The organism is Virgibacillus salinus (assembly GCF_900102415.1).
Classification (GTDB): Bacteria; Bacillota; Bacilli; order Bacillales; family Amphibacillaceae; genus Lentibacillus; species Lentibacillus subterraneus.
In genome coordinates, this window is record NZ_FNKD01000003.1 from 486,212 (window position 1) to 499,170 (window position 12,959).

At 38.9% G+C, this 12,959-nt stretch carries 12 protein-coding genes; 11 read left to right on the forward strand and 1 reads right to left on the reverse strand.

The window, feature by feature from the left end; translation table 11 throughout:
• Positions 1–6 precede the first annotated feature (6 nt).
• The 5 genes from BLS02_RS14460 to BLS02_RS14480 all read left to right on the forward strand — a co-directional run bounded on the left by BLS02_RS14460 (position 7) and on the right by BLS02_RS14480 (position 5,375).
• On the forward strand, positions 7–465 hold the full coding sequence (locus BLS02_RS14460; protein WP_245736088.1) for a thioesterase family protein: 459 nt from the start codon (positions 7–9) through the stop codon (positions 463–465).
• A 22-nt stretch (positions 466–487) separates the two neighbouring features.
• A complete protein-coding gene (locus BLS02_RS14465; protein WP_092493734.1) occupies positions 488–1,687 on the forward strand; it encodes a quaternary amine ABC transporter ATP-binding protein in 1,200 nt (399 codons plus the stop codon).
• Positions 1,684–2,514 (forward strand): ABC transporter permease, encoded by an 831-nt coding sequence (locus BLS02_RS14470; protein WP_092493735.1) that lies wholly within the window; start codon positions 1,684–1,686, stop codon positions 2,512–2,514. Before BLS02_RS14465 ends, BLS02_RS14470 begins: the two co-directional genes overlap by 4 nt.
• 18 nt (positions 2,515–2,532) lie before the next feature.
• Positions 2,533–3,414 carry a glycine betaine ABC transporter substrate-binding protein gene (locus BLS02_RS14475; protein WP_092493736.1) on the forward strand — a complete coding sequence of 294 codons (882 nt, stop codon included), beginning with the start codon at positions 2,533–2,535 and terminating at the stop codon, positions 3,412–3,414.
• Positions 3,415–3,632: 218 nt separating this feature from the next.
• Complete coding sequence (locus BLS02_RS14480; RefSeq protein ID WP_254788778.1) at positions 3,633–5,375, forward strand: CocE/NonD family hydrolase; 1,743 nt, start codon at positions 3,633–3,635, stop codon at positions 5,373–5,375.
• Between the two features lie 255 nt (positions 5,376–5,630).
• Here the strand turns inward: BLS02_RS14480 and BLS02_RS14485 are convergent, their stop codons facing one another.
• Positions 5,631–6,080: a hypothetical protein gene (locus BLS02_RS14485; RefSeq protein WP_092493737.1), complete on the reverse strand. Its 450-nt coding sequence runs from the start codon at positions 6,078–6,080 to the stop codon at positions 5,631–5,633.
• Between the two features lie 393 nt (positions 6,081–6,473).
• Between BLS02_RS14485 and BLS02_RS14490 the strand changes: the two genes are divergently transcribed.
• From BLS02_RS14490 to BLS02_RS14515, 6 genes are all read left to right on the forward strand, one after another.
• Positions 6,474–7,595, forward strand: a complete 1,122-nt coding sequence (locus BLS02_RS14490) for a betaine/proline/choline family ABC transporter ATP-binding protein (protein WP_092493738.1) — start codon at positions 6,474–6,476, stop codon at positions 7,593–7,595.
• The gene (locus BLS02_RS14495; RefSeq protein WP_092493739.1) at positions 7,596–8,237 is read left to right on the forward strand and encodes an ABC transporter permease; all 642 of its coding nucleotides are present in this window, start codon (positions 7,596–7,598) and stop codon (positions 8,235–8,237) included. It abuts the gene before it with no gap.
• Between the two features lie 17 nt (positions 8,238–8,254).
• A complete protein-coding gene (locus tag BLS02_RS14500; protein WP_092493740.1) occupies positions 8,255–9,163 on the forward strand; it encodes an ABC transporter substrate-binding protein in 909 nt (302 codons plus the stop codon).
• A gap of 17 nt (positions 9,164–9,180) precedes the next feature.
• Positions 9,181–9,822: an ABC transporter permease gene (locus BLS02_RS14505; RefSeq protein WP_092493741.1), complete on the forward strand. Its 642-nt coding sequence runs from the start codon at positions 9,181–9,183 to the stop codon at positions 9,820–9,822.
• A gap of 188 nt (positions 9,823–10,010) precedes the next feature.
• Positions 10,011–10,736 (forward strand): TetR/AcrR family transcriptional regulator, encoded by a 726-nt coding sequence (locus BLS02_RS14510; protein ID WP_092493742.1) that lies wholly within the window; start codon positions 10,011–10,013, stop codon positions 10,734–10,736.
• A 14-nt stretch (positions 10,737–10,750) separates the two neighbouring features.
• Positions 10,751–12,796, forward strand: coding sequence for a CocE/NonD family hydrolase (locus tag BLS02_RS14515; RefSeq protein ID WP_092493743.1), 2,046 nt, complete (start codon positions 10,751–10,753; stop codon positions 12,794–12,796).
• The last annotated feature ends 163 nt before the right edge of the window (positions 12,797–12,959 follow it).

A 12,959-nucleotide genomic window follows, 5' to 3' on the forward strand; every position in this document is an offset into this window, starting at 1 on the left:
ATGATCATGTTTAGTTACCAGGATTATGTCCGCACTGATTGGGTTGACTATAATGGCCACATGAATGACTCTGCCTACGCGAAAGTATTTAGCATAGCCGTTGACCGGTTCATGGATTTTATAGGATTGGATGAAGATGGTCGAAGTAACCTGTCTTATACCATTTTCACGTTAGAAACACATCTTTGCTATCTTCAGGAAGCGCATCAGGATGAACAAATAAATGTGTCCGTACAAATATTGGATACTGACAGCAAAAGAGCCCATGTGTTTTTTGAAATGAAAAACGATAATGGTACTTTACTTGCAACAAGTGAACAGATGTTAATGGGAATGGATACTCAGCAGGTAAGACCAGCACCATTTCCAGGGCAGGTTGCGACTGAAATCAAGAAAATATGGGACGAGCATAAACAATTAGAAACACCTAAACAAGTTGGAAGACGTATTGGTATAAAGAAATAAGCATAGAAGGAGGAGAATTTATATGAATAAAATAGAGGTCAATAATCTAACAAAAATATTTGGTTCTCATCCTCAACAAGGGCTAAAACACTTAAAAAATGGCAAGAAAAAAGGTGAAATTTTAGAAGAAACAGGCATGACGGTTGGTGTGAATCGGGCTTCCTTCTCCGTGAAGCCTGGAGAAATATTTGTCATTATGGGTCTTTCCGGAAGTGGGAAGTCCACCTTAATCAGATTAGTTAATAGATTAATAGAATCTACAAAAGGCGAAGTATTGATTGATGGTGAGGATGTCACCAAAATGGACAAGAAACAGCTGATGGAAACAAGGCGCAAAAAGCTAGGAATGGTATTTCAACGGTTTGGTTTGCTTCCACATCGTTCAGTACTTCATAACGTGGCCTATGGCTTGGAAATTCAAGGTGTCAGCAAAGAAGAGCGTAATGAGAAAGCTATGAAAACCATCGAGGATGTTGGGCTTACAGGTTATGAGAACAGTAAGCCAAGTGAACTGAGCGGAGGAATGCAGCAGCGTGTCGGGCTTGCCCGAGCACTTACCAACGATACTGATATTCTACTGATGGATGAGGCGTTCAGTGCGTTAGATCCAATCATCCGTACAGAGATGCAGGATGAACTGTTGAAAATGCAGAGCAAGTTAGGGAAAACTGTTTTATTTATTACGCACGATTTGGATGAGGCATTGAAACTTGGTGAACGCATTGCAATTATGAAGGATGGCGAAATAGTTCAGATTGGTACTGCCGAAGAAATTCTAGAAAGTCCGGCAAACGACTATGTTTCAAAATTTGTTAAAGATGTTGACCGTTCCAAGGTATTGGAGGCATCACATGTCATGCGGAAACCAGAAGTGTTGCTGTCATATAAAGATGGCCCACGTATGGCAGTCAGAAAAATGGAAGACGTTGGAGCATCCAGTATTTTCGTTGTTGACAAAGAAAAGAAATTCAAGGGACTATTGACGATTGATGATGCGATAAAAGCATATAAAGAGGATATATCTATGGAGCAGTTTCTGATAAGTGATGTTCATACAACTTCTCCGGATACACCGCTTGATGATCTGCTTGGTGTTGCAGCAGATGCAAAATATCCGATTGTGGTACTGGAAGATAACCATTTGCTAGGCATTATTTCCAGAGTATCGATTCTTTCCGGATTAGTGCTTGGTAAAGAAAAAGATGAGGAGGTTACAACATGAATTACTTTAACTTCCCATTAGAGCAATGGACAAATTCATTCGTAAATGACTGGCTATTACCTGAGTTAAGTGGTTTTTTTAACCAAATCAGTATGATCTTGAGATCATTCGTGGAAGGTGTTACAAATCTTCTGGTTGCAATCCCTCCGGAGGCTATTACAATTGTCATCTTTTTACTTGCCTGGAAACTATCTGGCAAAGGTTTAGCACTGTTCACACTAATTGGCGGACTGTATTTGGGTTCTGTTGGGCTGTGGCCTGAATCTCTGCAGACACTGGCAATTGTAATTGTTTCCACTATCATATCTGTCATTCTCGGAGTCCCACTCGGTATACTCAGTGCAACAAATAAAGTTGTAGATCAAATTACGCGGCCCATTTTAGACTTCATGCAGACACTGCCGATATTTGTTTACTTGATTCCGGCTATTCTGTTATTTGGACTTGGTGGTGTTCCGGCTGTGATCGCGACTTTCGTATTTGCTACACCGCCAGCAGTTAGGTTTACAAGTTTAGGAATTAAGCAAGTACCTGAAGAAGTCGTCGAGGCATCCAGGGCGTTTGGATCAACACGTAAACAATTATTATTGAAAGTACAGCTACCTTTGGCAGTACCAACTATAATGGCTGGGATAAACCAGACTATTATGCTGGCATTATCAATGGCAGTTGTTGCGTCAATGATTGGAGCGCCAGGATTAGGGGCTCAAGTATTAAAAGGTATATCAACGGTTAATGTTGGTCTGGGCTTAACGGCAGGATTAGCAATCGTTGTACTAGCAATTATTTTAGACCGATTAACACAAAGCATCGGCAACAAACTATAAATTAAAGGAGAGGTTATTATGAATAAAATTCTACTAAGTTCACTTGCAACGCTTTTACTATTAATGGTTGTAGGCTGTTCATCAGAATCAAGTGACGGGGCAAGTGCAGACAGTAAAAAATCCGATGAAAAACAAACAATTACACTAGGTGTTACACCATGGACAAGCACTGTTCCTCCAACAAAGGTAGCTCGCATTTTATTAGAAGATATGGGCTATAAAGTTGAGGAAACACAAGCAGATGCAGGTAGTGTATATGTTGGTCTTTCACGAGGCGATATTGACGTGTTTATGGATGCTTGGCTGCCTGTACATCAAATTTATTTAGATAAATATTCAGATGATATTACAGATACCGCAGTAAGCTATCCTGAAGCAGCTGCCGGTCTGGTAGTTCCAACTTATATGGAAGATGTCAACAAAATTAGTGACATAAAAGGAATGGAAGACGGTTTTAATAATAAATTATTTGGCATTGAAGAAGGTGCAAGTGTAACCCAGGTTATTGATGAAGCTATTAAAGGATACGGGCTTGACATGACACAAATTAATTCTTCTGAAGGTGGAATGATGGCCCAGGCAATGCGTAAAATGCAAAACGAAGAACCGGTTGTATTTTACGGGTGGCGCCCACACACGATGTTCAACAAGTTTGACCTTAAGATACTTGAAGATGGAGAAGGGTTTTTTGAGAAGTCATCTGTCCATGTTATTACCAACAATAAGTTGAAGGAAAATGCGCCAGATGCACATGAGTTTTTAAGCAATTGGAGCATTCCAATTGACGATGTTGAAAACATGATCGTTAAGATTGAAGAAGAAGGCATGGATCCAAAGAAAGTAGCACAAAACTGGATTGATAATAACCAAGACAAAGTGGATAAAATGCTGGGTAAATAAACCAGATGTATGCCTTGTGCTGATTCAAGTTATGGTCAGCACGGGCATTATTTTTAGCAGTTAAGAAAGTATAACTATTTTCTTACTGCATAAGTGCAACTATGGCATTCACCAAAAGGCTTGCACTCCAGAGTATAAGGGGTTCTAAGAAAGCAAAATACGCTTTCATAAGAATCCCTTTAACGAATGCCAAGTTTTCTAATAGTGAGGTGTTAAGTATGGCAGAAATTAAAGAAAACAACCAGGTCATTGTTGACAGGGAAGTTCCTTGTACCGTACGAGATGGTGTTAAGCTATATGCCAATATTTACCGTCCGAATGATGGTGGGATATATCCGATCTTATTATGCAGATTACCATATAATAAAAATCTTCCTGACTTTTCACATCGGTACATAGATCCAATCAGAACTGCAATGAACGGGTTTATTGTGGTTATCCAGGATGTACGGGGACGATTCGCATCTGAGGGAGAATTTATGCCTTTTGAACAGGAAGCAGAAGATGGTTATGACACGGTCGAATGGGCAGCTCGGCTCCCATATTCGGATGGAAATGTTGGGATGTTTGGGCTATCCTATTATGGTTTCACGCAACTGTACGCAGCACTTGAAAAACCGCCATCGTTAAAAGCTGTTTTTCCTGCAATGACTGGAAGTATTTCCGGAGAAGCATTCAGCAGGGATGGTGTGTTTAATTTTGCTTCAGCAGAGACATGGATTCTGGAATCAGTGGCACCTGATTATCTAAAACGAAAACAGGATAGCAGTGAATATGCCGAAACAATCAAAGTAATTACCAATGACCTTAATAAAATAGAAAAATGGCATGACTTCAAACCGATAAATCAATGGCCGCCAGTCACGAAGCATCCGGAACTAAGAGAATTGTTCAGGAAATATCTTAATAAGGTATATCTGACGGACTCTCTTTCAAAAGGAACATTCACCTCAGAGGAATTAAAATTGCCTGCATATCACCTTGCTGGTTGGTATGATAACTTTCTAGGACCAACCATCAAAAACTATCAGGATATGAAAAAATCGGATCATAATCAGAAATTAATCATTGGACCGTGGGGACATGGGGCATTTAATTCTGAAATTGGTGAACGTTCATTTGGCATTACTAGTTCAGGATTGTCGATCGAAGGCAAGGAGGATATCACATCTCTTCATATAAACTGGTTTGACTATTGGCTTAAACAAGACAATACTGTTTTACCGGAAGATGACGAGCCAATTAAAATATTTGTAATGGGTATTAATCAGTGGCGTTCTGAGAAAGAATGGCCATTAAAACGCACAAATAACACACCATACTATTTTCATAGCAATGGCAACGCAAACGCTAATTTGGATTCAGGCACATTGACTACCGTTCGACCTGAAGCAGAACAGGCCGATCAATTTGTTTACGACCCAGAAAGTCCAGTTCCGACTAACGGCGGCAGTGTCTTATTTTACAATGGAAAAAATGCCGGACCTCGAGATCAAAGCGAAATAGAACAGAGGAAAGATGTTCTTGTCTATTCGTCCAAACCCATTAATACGCCTATAGAAGTAACAGGGTGGGTGAAGGTTGTGTTATGGGCGTTCACGGATGCACCTGATACTGATTTCACAGCAAAACTTGTTGATGTATTTCCAGATGGAACGGCCTATAATCTCACAGACGGGATTGTTCGGACATCGCATGTTTCTGGTGGCAATGGGCAGGAAAATCTTAGTGGCAAGACTGTAAAATATGAAATAGATCTATGGGCTACAAGTAACGTATTCTTGTCTGGACATAAGATTAGGGTCGAAATCTCTTCCAGTAATTACCCATGGTATGATGTTAACCCAAATACTGGAGAAACTACGCTAGATACATCGGAAATGGTACAGGCGACACAAACAATAGTACATGATAGCGAACACCCATCGCATTTAGTATTGCCAGTGATCCCAATCGAATAAAATTAGCAAGGGCTCAATATTTAATATGGAAAAAATTCTTAGAAGAACTAGGAACGTTGCTGGCCTTCTGGTGGATCCTCATTCCGTTATTCCTTACAAAAACCCTGTTTGTAGCATGGATTAGGATCCTCATTCCGTTATTTACTATTTTTAGCCTGATATTCCATTGAATTTGTGCTGTTAACGGAACGAGGATTCACATTGTATTTCGTCCTGGAAAAACTTCACCTCTAAACTGAAGAATCGGCTGCCGCATTATTCCAACCGTCTGAATCCTTCCTGATGCAGATAGTCAGCAGCGGCTTTATACGTTGCGTGGGTTCCGTCTAAGTCGTCACCAGCATAGATATTCCACGCGTTATAATCGTTCGTTAACATTAGTGTCTGGTTTTCAGAATTGATCCATGTTTCTTCAATAAGCTCTGATTCAGACAGCGAGTCAATTGATTGTTTTATCACTTTACGAAGCTCCTTTTCCGTAAAGTCACGGATATTAACCATCCCTTTCGAATCGAACGGGTAGTTATCATTTATTTGTTCAGCGTAAACAAAACCGTTTCCGTTTGGATGCAGCCGATAAACTACTATTTTCTTATCCATTACACTTTCTTCAAAGTGGAAATTGATTCGACCAAGGGAAACATCGTGACGCTGTAGTTCAGGAAATGATTCAATAATTGCTAGTTTTTCTTCAAATGTAAGCATGAGACCTCCACGTAGAATGTGATTTAATATTCAACCCCTATTATACCACTGGTTTTTTTAAAAATACGAATGATTGTGTTGTGTGCTCATTTGAATTAGTTACTCTTTTGCAAACCAAGGTTCTGTAGACCTGCTGGATTAGAATTTTTAAAAAAGCAGGCTATACCCTGGTATCAGTAAAGAATGTTGATAAACAAATTGGATGTATTTAGCCCTCCGTACAGAGAACAATTTGACAAAGTTATATAAACCTTCTAAACTAAGTTATGTAATATGAACTTGTTCATTAAAAGAACATGTTCACAAAATGAATGGATTCAATTTAATGATGAATCTCTGTGTAAACAACAAGATGAGGTTTACATATCATAAAAATCCAAAGGGGGGACTAATTTGATTGAATTAAAGAACATAGGAAAAACTTTTGATGATGGATTTCAAGCATTAAAAGATATTGATTTAACTTTTGAAGAGGGAAAAATAAATGTATTAATTGGTCCAAGTGGTTGTGGTAAAACAACAACTATGAAACTGCTAAACCGATTAGTAGATTATACACAAGGCGAGATTCTGATCGATGAAGAAAATATTAAAGACATTAACCCGATTACCCTTCGCCGCAAAATGGGTTTCGTTATCCAGAATATTGGCTTATTCCCTCATATGACCATTTACAATAATGTAGCAACCGTACCAAAACTATTGAAATGGGAAAAGAAAAAAATCCGCAATAGAGTTGTTGAACTGTTAGAAATGGTCAATCTCGATCCAGAAACTTATATGCTACGCTACCCTTCAGAACTTAGTGGTGGTCAGCAGCAGCGAATTGGTGTTATTCGTGCTCTTGCTGCAGAGCCTTCTACCATTTTGATGGACGAGCCTTTTAGTGCTCTAGATCCCATCAGCAGAGAACAATTACAAGATGAACTGCTTCGTCTTCAATCTGAAATCAACAAAACGATTATATTCGTCACACATGATATGGATGAAGCGATAAAAATTGCTGATCAAATTATTTTAATGAAGGATGGAAATATTGTCCAGAAAGGTTCTCCTCAGCAAATTTTAGAGAATCCTGCAAATGATTTCGTGAAGGATTTCATAGGAGAAAAAAGATTAGGAATGGACAGAAAGTTGCCACAGCTTAATGAGTTTATCTCCAAGGATTATATTGCTGTTTCGGATGACACTTCGGTTGAGCTAGCGATGGATAAGATGATAGCGAATCAAATAGCTGAAGCACCTGTTGTGAAGCATGATGGAAGTTATGCTGGTGTAATCAACTTGTATGAGATGCTGTCAAACAAGGATCAGGATTTGCAGGATTTAATAAATCAATCCAGCTCTGTAATTACTGAAGAAGAAGAAACGGAAAATGTATTAATGAAACTTGACAAGTTACATGGATCAACACCAATTATCTCTGCAGGTAATGCACTCGTTGGTATTTTGGACAAAGACAAATTGCTGCAGGCTTTGAAGGATGTAACAGAAGGTAAGAGTGGTGTTGCCTAAATGGAATTTCTATCAAAGTATTTGACATATTGGTCTGAAGATTATTCATCCATTTTAGATTACATGTACGAACATATTCTTATTTCATTTACCGTGATCATTTTAGCAGTTGCTATAAGCGTACCATTAGCTATTTATATGACGAAGATGAAGAGTAACAAAATTAAGGGTCTTATTTTTAACATTGCTAATGTGTTTCAGACAATACCAACTATTGCCATGTTAGCAATAATGATTCCTTTAATGGGAATTGGTTTCAGACCCGCAGTAGTGGCTTTGTTGTTATATTCATTGCTGCCATTGCTACGGAACACGTATTCAGGTATGGAGTCTGTTAGTTCAGAAATCGTTGAAGCAGCGAAGGGAATGGGATTCAGTACATTTCAGAGGTTGTTCAAAGTTGAATTGCCTGTTGCTTTTCCTTACGTTATGTCCGGGATTCGTGTAACTGCCGTTTATATAATTAGCTGGACAACATTAGCTGCATTAATTGGTGCAGGCGGATTAGGTGACCTTGTACTGGCAGGTATTGGTTACAATGATCAATATATGATTTTCACGGGTACTATATTGGCTATCGTAATTGCAGTTTCACTAGATCTAGTTTTAGGTAGAATTGAGAAAATAGTAAAAAGAGCTTAAAAAAAGGGGATTTATAAATGAATATAAAAAATTTTTTAGTCGTAAGTTTAGTTGCTTTAATGTTTCTAATTACAGCATGCGGAAATGATAGTTCAGCAGATGGTGGAGAGGTATTTACTGCAGCCGCAGCAAAAAATACCGATTCTAAAATAAATGTACAAATTTTAAAATCATTAGTGGAAGACCAAACAAGCCATGAAGTAGAGATTGTCGAAGATCTTCCAGCGAGTGCTCAAATTTTTGCTGGAATTGATCGTGAAGAATTTGACTTTGCTAATTTATTTTCTGGTGAAGTATATAACAACTATTTTGATGATGTAGAGTATTCAACTAATCCGGAAAAAACATTGAAGCAAGCCCAAAAATTCTTTGGTGAAGAATACGATATCAAGTGGTATGACCCAGTTGGCTTCATTAACAACTACAGTATTGCAGTAAATAGAGACTTTGCAGAAAAAAATAATGTAGAAAACTTAACACAATTAGAAGAATTTGCAGATGAAATGGTATTAGGTACTGATAACGCTTGGATTGAACGTGATAATGATGGGTATAAAGGCTTCCAGGAAACATATGGCTATAAATTTTCTGAAGCCCGCGGAATGGACGTTGCATTAATGTATGAAGGAATTGCAAACGGTGATTTAGACGTTGTAACTGCCTATACAGTAGATCCTCAATTAAAGGAATATGACTTGAAAGTTCTAAAAGATGATAAACATTTCTTTCCGCCATATGAGGCTTCTTTAGTGGCACGAAATAGTGTGATTGAAGAATATCCGGAAATTGATGATATCGTTGAATCTACAGTTGGGCTAATTTCTACCGAAGAAATGACCGATCTAATATATGAAGTAGATATTGAAAAGAGAAGTATCAAAGAGGTATCAGAGGAATTTCTAAAAGAAAAAGGAATGTTAGACTGAAGAAAAGGTGAATAAACATGGAGTTCATTAGTAGACTTGTCCAATATATAATTGAAAACTACAGTGAATTGTTATCTCTATCGATAGAACATCTATTAATGGTGGCCTATGGTATAGGACTGGCACTGGTTGTTGGCGTACCACTTGGCATTATCGCAGCAAAGTTTGAAAAGCTAGCACCAGTTATCATCTCGCTTACGAATATATTGCAGTTGATACCTAGCTTGGCAATGCTGGCGATATTAATGCTCTATCTAGGTTTTGGATTTGAAACAATTGTCGTTGGATTATTTTTATATTCCTTGCTTCCTATAGTGAAAAACACCTATGTTGGAATTAAAGAAGTTGATGACAGTATAATAGAAGCAGGAGTTGGTAACGGGATGACGACGCTTCAACTACTGTTAAAAATACAATTCCCCTTATCTATTCCGTTTCTATTGGCTGGGGTAAGACTGGCAGCAGTAATCGCTATTTCTGTTGCTACACTTGGCCCTTACGTTGGCGCGGGTGGCTTAGGAAAAGAGATTATATCAGGGATTAGTCTCCAGTCGGATGTAAAAATCTACGCTGGTACAATAATTGCTACTTTAATGGCGATTATAGCCGATATATTGCTAGGGAAAATCGAAGGGAAAACAAAACGTCGGCTTGCCTGATTCTAACCGAACCATAAGTTGCAGAAATTTCGTGAACTGGAATGATGAAGAAGCCCCTTGGTTGTCTTGACCAGGGGGTTGTTATAAGCAGTTAAGAAAGTACAAATCCTTTCTAATTGCAAAATTACAACCAAGGCTTTCACCATAGTGGAAAAATACATTAAATAAAATTTTGAGGTGTGCGGCTAATGAATGTAAAAAGAAAAGAGATTCAAACGGCTAGAATGTGGCGTTTTTTTCTTGATGCAACTTCAGAGCTTATTGAAGAGAAGGGTTTACACCATATAACTATCCGGGAAATTGCGGATCGGGCTGGGTATACAAGCTCTACAGTCTACAATTATTTTCGGGATTTATCTCACTTGAAGTTTTTTGCTGTCATGCGTGATACGGATAAATACTTAAAAGATCTGCCTAATTACATGGAAAAAGGTAACAACACAATTGAAAAATGGTTGTATGCATGGGAATGCTTTTGTAAACATTCCTTTCAATTACCTGAAGTGTACTCCCTTCTCTATATTGAAAATCTTGGTACTATTCCAGAGGAACTTATGCAGAATTATTATCAGGTTTATGCAAATGAATTAATTAATCTTTCTGAAGAAGTGCAATCCATTATCACACATCACAATATAGCTACCCGAAGTTCTCTCTATATTCAAAGTGCTAGAGAAGAAGGGTTTATCCATGAAGAGGATATTGAGTATATCGCTGATACGACTATGTTGATCTGGACGGGGATGCTAACAAATCTCCTCAATTTACGAAGAAATGTTTCAAAAGAGGAAGCTGCAAAACAAACAATGGATTATGTATACAAAAGTATTATGTCTACAGTCGTTCCTGAAAAAAGAAAAGAGGTTAACTATATATATGGTGACCGAAACGAAAACGGAAGTAGTACGTCTTAGAGGAGTGGAATAAGTTGGTTTTTAATGTAAGTGATTCAAATGATAGAAAAACAATAACAGAGTTTCCAAGAGAGATAGAAAAGAAAGATCATGTGTGGATTCCTATGTCTGATGGGACAAAATTAGCAGCAACAATCTGGTTGCCAAAAGATGCAACGGAAAACCCTGTCCCAGTTATTTTGGAATATCTGCCATATCGAAAAGATGATTTCACAGCAATTCGCGACTCAATTCGTCATCCTTATTTTGCCGGGCATGGATATGCAAGTATTCGTGTTGATATACGTGGAACGGGCAATTCAGATGGTTATTTGCCAGATGAATATTTGAAACAGGAACACGATGATGCATTGGAAGTGTTCGATTGGATTGGAGAGCAGTCCTGGGCAACAGGAGATGTTGGAATGATTGGGAAATCCTGGGGTGGATTTAATGGGTTACAGGTTGCTGCAAGACAGCACCCAGCCTTAAAAACAATTATTACACTATGCTCGACTGATGATCGATATGCAGACGATGTTCATTACCGTGGAGGAAATATACTGGCATCAGATATGCTTTGGTGGGCATCAACCATGTTCGCTTACAGTGCTCGTCCACAGGATCCAGAAGTAGTTGGAGAAGGCTGGAAAGAAAACTGGCTGGAGCGATTGAAGACAACACCATATGTTAATGAATGGATGAGCCACCAAACCAGAGATGCCTATTGGAAGCATGGATCGATAAATGAGGACTACTCGGATATTAAGATCCCAGTTTTTACTGTTAGTGGATGGCAGGATGGCTATACGGATGCAGTATTTCGTCTAGTTGAAAATCTTCCATATGCTAAAGGGTTGATTGGACCATGGGCTCATGAATATCCTGAAGTTGCAACGCCAGATCCGACAATTGGTTTTCTGCAGGAATGCCTCCGCTGGTGGGACCAATGGTTAAAAGGTATCGATACTGGAGTTAAAGAGGACCCGAAATTTATAACTTGGATTCAAGAGAACGAATTACCGGAAGTTAACTATGATGAAAGACCTGGAAAATGGGTGGTCGATTCTTCATGGCCTTCAAAAAATGTTAATGAAAAACATTTCTGGCTTAATGACGGGAAACTGGAATCTGAGTTGAATTCTAATGACAAGGTATTTGTGCCAAGCGTTCAGGAACACGGATATTATGCAGGTGTATTTTGCCCATTTGGAGAACCAGGTGATTTACCGTCTGATCAGCGATTCGAAAACGGAAAATCAGTCGTTTTTACAACGGATCCCTTTAAGGAAAGTTTTGATATGCTGGGGCATCCGATGTTTGACATGGAATTTACGGCGGATCAGGAAAGTGCTCTTGTTGCTATTAGGCTTTGTGATAAGGCACCAACGGGAGAATCTACTTTACTTAGCTGGGGAATGTTAAATTTAAATCACCTTAATTCCCATGAGCATCCAGAAGCTTTGGTACCTGGAAAGAAATATCAGGCATCTATTAAACTGGATAGTGTCGGCCAAACAATTCCAGCCGGGCACTCACTGGAAGTAGCTATATCACCAACGTATTGGCCGCAAGCTTGGCCATCGCCAAAACCAGTGACATTGGAAATTTATGCAGGGGAATCAACGAAAGTAAGACTGCCTGTCCGTACACCACAGCCGGAAGTGGATGGTGCAGTTCACTTTGACTCGCCGGAAACGGCTCAAGTGATTGATAGAGAAATTCTCAGAACCGAAAATCGGACACGACAGATTTCGCATAATACCATAACAAATGTATGGCAGCTTGAAGACTTTTCGGACGAAGGAGAGCGTTTGTTGCCTCATAACGGATTGAAGCATGGAAGTATAAATAAAAATACTTACACGATTCAATCAGGCAACCCTTTAGCTGCCAAGGCACAATGTGAATGGGAACTGACAGTTGGACGAGACGACTGGGAAGTAAAGCTAATCACCAATAGTGAGATGACAAGTGATAATGATACATTTTATCTAACAAATACAATGACCGCTTTTCATAATGGAGAAGAATGCTTCCAAAATACCTGGAAAAAAGAAATACCAAGAGTCTACCAGTAGAATGAAAAATAATTTATAAAAAGAGAAGTGCCTGTCGCATGGAAATAATCGTTTCCCCGTGACAGGCATTTTTTTGGGACGCAGGGACAGGTCCCTTGTCCCAGCTCATCCTGCTGAGGCGGCCAAGTGGGACAAGGAACCTGACCCCAATGTCCCACTAAAA

What these genes read in the sequence shown, in the direction of transcription:
- BLS02_RS14460 (WP_245736088.1), top strand. Translation starts at nt 7, where the DNA reads ATGTTTAGTTACCAGGATTATGTCCGCACTGATTGGGTTGACTATAAT.
- BLS02_RS14465 (WP_092493734.1), top strand. Translation starts at nt 488, where the DNA reads ATGAATAAAATAGAGGTCAATAATCTAACAAAAATATTTGGTTCTCAT.
- BLS02_RS14470 (WP_092493735.1), top strand. Translation starts at nt 1,684, where the DNA reads ATGAATTACTTTAACTTCCCATTAGAGCAATGGACAAATTCATTCGTA.
- BLS02_RS14475 (WP_092493736.1), top strand. Translation starts at nt 2,533, where the DNA reads ATGAATAAAATTCTACTAAGTTCACTTGCAACGCTTTTACTATTAATG.
- BLS02_RS14480 (WP_254788778.1), top strand. Translation starts at nt 3,633, where the DNA reads ATGGCAGAAATTAAAGAAAACAACCAGGTCATTGTTGACAGGGAAGTT.
- BLS02_RS14485 (WP_092493737.1), bottom strand. Translation starts at nt 6,080, where the DNA reads ATGCTTACATTTGAAGAAAAACTAGCAATTATTGAATCATTTCCTGAA.
- BLS02_RS14495 (WP_092493739.1), top strand. Translation starts at nt 7,596, where the DNA reads ATGGAATTTCTATCAAAGTATTTGACATATTGGTCTGAAGATTATTCA.
- BLS02_RS14500 (WP_092493740.1), top strand. Translation starts at nt 8,255, where the DNA reads ATGAATATAAAAAATTTTTTAGTCGTAAGTTTAGTTGCTTTAATGTTT.
- BLS02_RS14505 (WP_092493741.1), top strand. Translation starts at nt 9,181, where the DNA reads ATGGAGTTCATTAGTAGACTTGTCCAATATATAATTGAAAACTACAGT.
- BLS02_RS14510 (WP_092493742.1), top strand. Translation starts at nt 10,011, where the DNA reads ATGAATGTAAAAAGAAAAGAGATTCAAACGGCTAGAATGTGGCGTTTT.